The organism is Halorubrum sp. C191 (assembly GCF_002727095.1).
GTDB lineage: Archaea > Halobacteriota > Halobacteria > Halobacteriales > Haloferacaceae > Halorubrum > Halorubrum ezzemoulense.
This window is the reverse complement of sequence record NZ_NHNZ01000144.1, coordinates 1-2,362: the sequence shown is the minus strand read 5'-3', so window position 1 is coordinate 2,362 and position 2,362 is coordinate 1. Positions and strand designations below refer to the sequence as shown.

Here is a 2,362-nt window from a genome sequence, read left to right as displayed (position 1 = left end):
GTCTATGAATAATGGAAGCGGCCGAAAAGGTGGGGGAGGGGGGTCGAGGAATCGTTCCGTTCGACCCTGTCAAACCACGATATCAGACACGAGTGTCCCTCAAACCCTCAAATTCAAAAATCGATCTTTAAAACTAAGGGTTTTTTATAGAATACACGCGAACAGTATCCACGATGTGTTTCAATCGGGTTGTGTAGTGAACAACACGATTGGTGTGTGACAGAACTGTATCCCCGTGAGATCTGAGTCGGTCTTCTTCCGAGTTCTATGGTTGTGGCGTCTCTCCCGTGGAATCGTCCGCGTTTTCTGAGTCACATCTGCCGAGATGGGGGGTACCTTTTCAGCCCGTTCCATTATTCATAGACCCCCTCCCCCACCCTTACCCATCTTCTGATTGTACAAGAGTCCCTACTGGGCGAACCGTCTCGAAAAATCCTGTCTGAGATCTGTGAATTCGTGAGAAGGAGTGGATCATACGAATACACTCATGCCCGACCGTCATATCGACGTAGCCTGGCGTTCAGGTCGGTTACCGATCTGTTCCACTGTCTCGTACGGGCTCTTGAAGTGCTGAGCAACACAACAGAGAGTCACCACTCTCGACGACGAGAATGATCGATACCGTCGCGTCGTCGAGAACCTCCTATATCAGGGGAAGTACCACGGTTCGAGACAGAACTTAGTTCAGTTCAATCATACACACTCTGTATGACTCAGGATGCGGCGGTTGAGATCACGCTCTATGACTGTAGCAACTGTGGCGCAACGAACGGCCCGACCTACCACGACGGTGGGAGCTGTGAAGGGCCAGTTCTCCATATCGGTGGCAAGTGGCGCTGTGGGAACTGCGGAACGCAAATTACACCGTCCGAATCCTGTTTCGAGTGTGGGGCACGAGTTGTCCCGTCACGGTTTCAGACGCCACTGGACCTTCGGCCTGCTGCCTCGCCGGGAGCAATCGAACAAGCGATCCACAAGCGTGTCAACCGACTGCGCGAGGACAATAGTGTCGGGGCGATTTCCTACAGCGATCATCTCTCTGCCATCGCCCTCCAGCACAGTCGCGATATGGCCTCGAGGGATTACTTTAACCACGATTCCCCAGATGGAGAGAGTGCCGCCGATCGGTACGACCGGTTTGGCCACACCAACCGGAGTGTCGGGGAGAACATTGCGTTCCGCCAGCCAGGCCCCACCGCTGGAGCCGACGAGATCGCCGAAGATGTCGTTGAGGGGTGGATGGATTCACCCGGCCATCGCGAGAACCTCCTGCGTGGCCGGTTCGAAGCCGAAGGAATCGGAGTCTTCTGTGATCCCGATAGGACGGTGTACGTGACCCAGAACTTCCGGTGATTCAGGAAGGATATGGAGAGTATTTATCTGTCACCGAACGGGTCGACGCGTTCAAGATCGTCCACCGCACTCGTGATAGCTCGTTTCGGTGGATGACACTGTGAGTAATTCAACGAATATGATACCGGAACATCACTTCAGAAATCAGTAGTATTTCAACAATTGAATACGGAAGGCGGGACATGTATGACCTCACTGGCTTTCAGCGCGACTTGCTGTACGTAATCGCCGGCTTAGATGATCCACACGGGCTCGCGATCAAAGACGAGCTCGAGGATTATTACAAAAAAGAGATCCACCACGGACGTCTCTATCCGAACCTCGACACGCTTGTTGAGAAGGGACTTGTCGAAAAAAAGTCAGCGTGATCGGCGGACCAACGAGTACACTACTACTCGTCGAGGCACCAGAGAAATTAAGGCACGGGCTGAATGGGAAGCCGAGTATATTGACCACAACAACTGACCAGCCCGCCGCACTCAACGTCAGTTCGAGTCAGGCGCCTCAAGGGTTCTAACGTGGAGACCTAGGAACCACACAGACTGTCGATCTCTCGCTAGACAGACTTGTCGATCGGTTGTGTACGATAGTTGCTGACAATAGGTGCTATGGCTCTGATATCCTGCTAGGGAGAAGGTCTCAGAGAAGGTAGATACCGGCCGCAACAACGGATAGTATGACCATAGCGGCCGTTACACGGAGTGACCACCGCAAGTAGTAGTACTTCTCCTAGGCGACCCCCGCCAGCACGTAGTTCTCAGACGTCAGTTCATCCTGAACACTCCCATCATCAAGCTCAGACAGTGCCTTGCCGTAGTCTGCCGCAGTCGGAGGGTCCAAGATATCGTCCCAGGAAAAGAATCCCTCGTCCGTGTCCGGCGGCTGTGTCCGTGGATAGACGACCCAACCAGCGAGGAAGATCCCCACAAGCCCTGACAGACCTCCGAGAACGGCGAGGCTTCTGAACCCGGTTCCAGTATTCGCTCTTCTGTACTCAGCTTTGAACGTT

Annotated in this window: 2 protein-coding genes and 1 pseudogene; 2 read left to right on the top strand and 1 reads right to left on the bottom strand. The window is 53.6% G+C overall.

The genetic code is table 11. The features are described 5' to 3' along the window. Positions 1–708: 708 nt before the first annotated feature. Both Z052_RS14340 and Z052_RS14335 read left to right on the top strand, forming a co-directional pair. Entirely contained in the window at positions 709–1,353 is a 645-nt protein-coding gene (locus tag Z052_RS14340; RefSeq protein WP_099289170.1) for a CAP domain-containing protein, read from the top strand. A gap of 182 nt (positions 1,354–1,535) precedes the next feature. Further along, a pseudogene (locus Z052_RS14335) lies at positions 1,536–1,818 on the top strand (helix-turn-helix transcriptional regulator). Between the two features lie 264 nt (positions 1,819–2,082). On the opposite strand, the gene Z052_RS20255 reads toward Z052_RS14335, so the two are convergent. Beyond that, positions 2,083–2,362: hypothetical protein (locus Z052_RS20255; RefSeq protein WP_158228700.1), on the bottom strand; the 280-nt coding region annotated here is incomplete at its 5' end.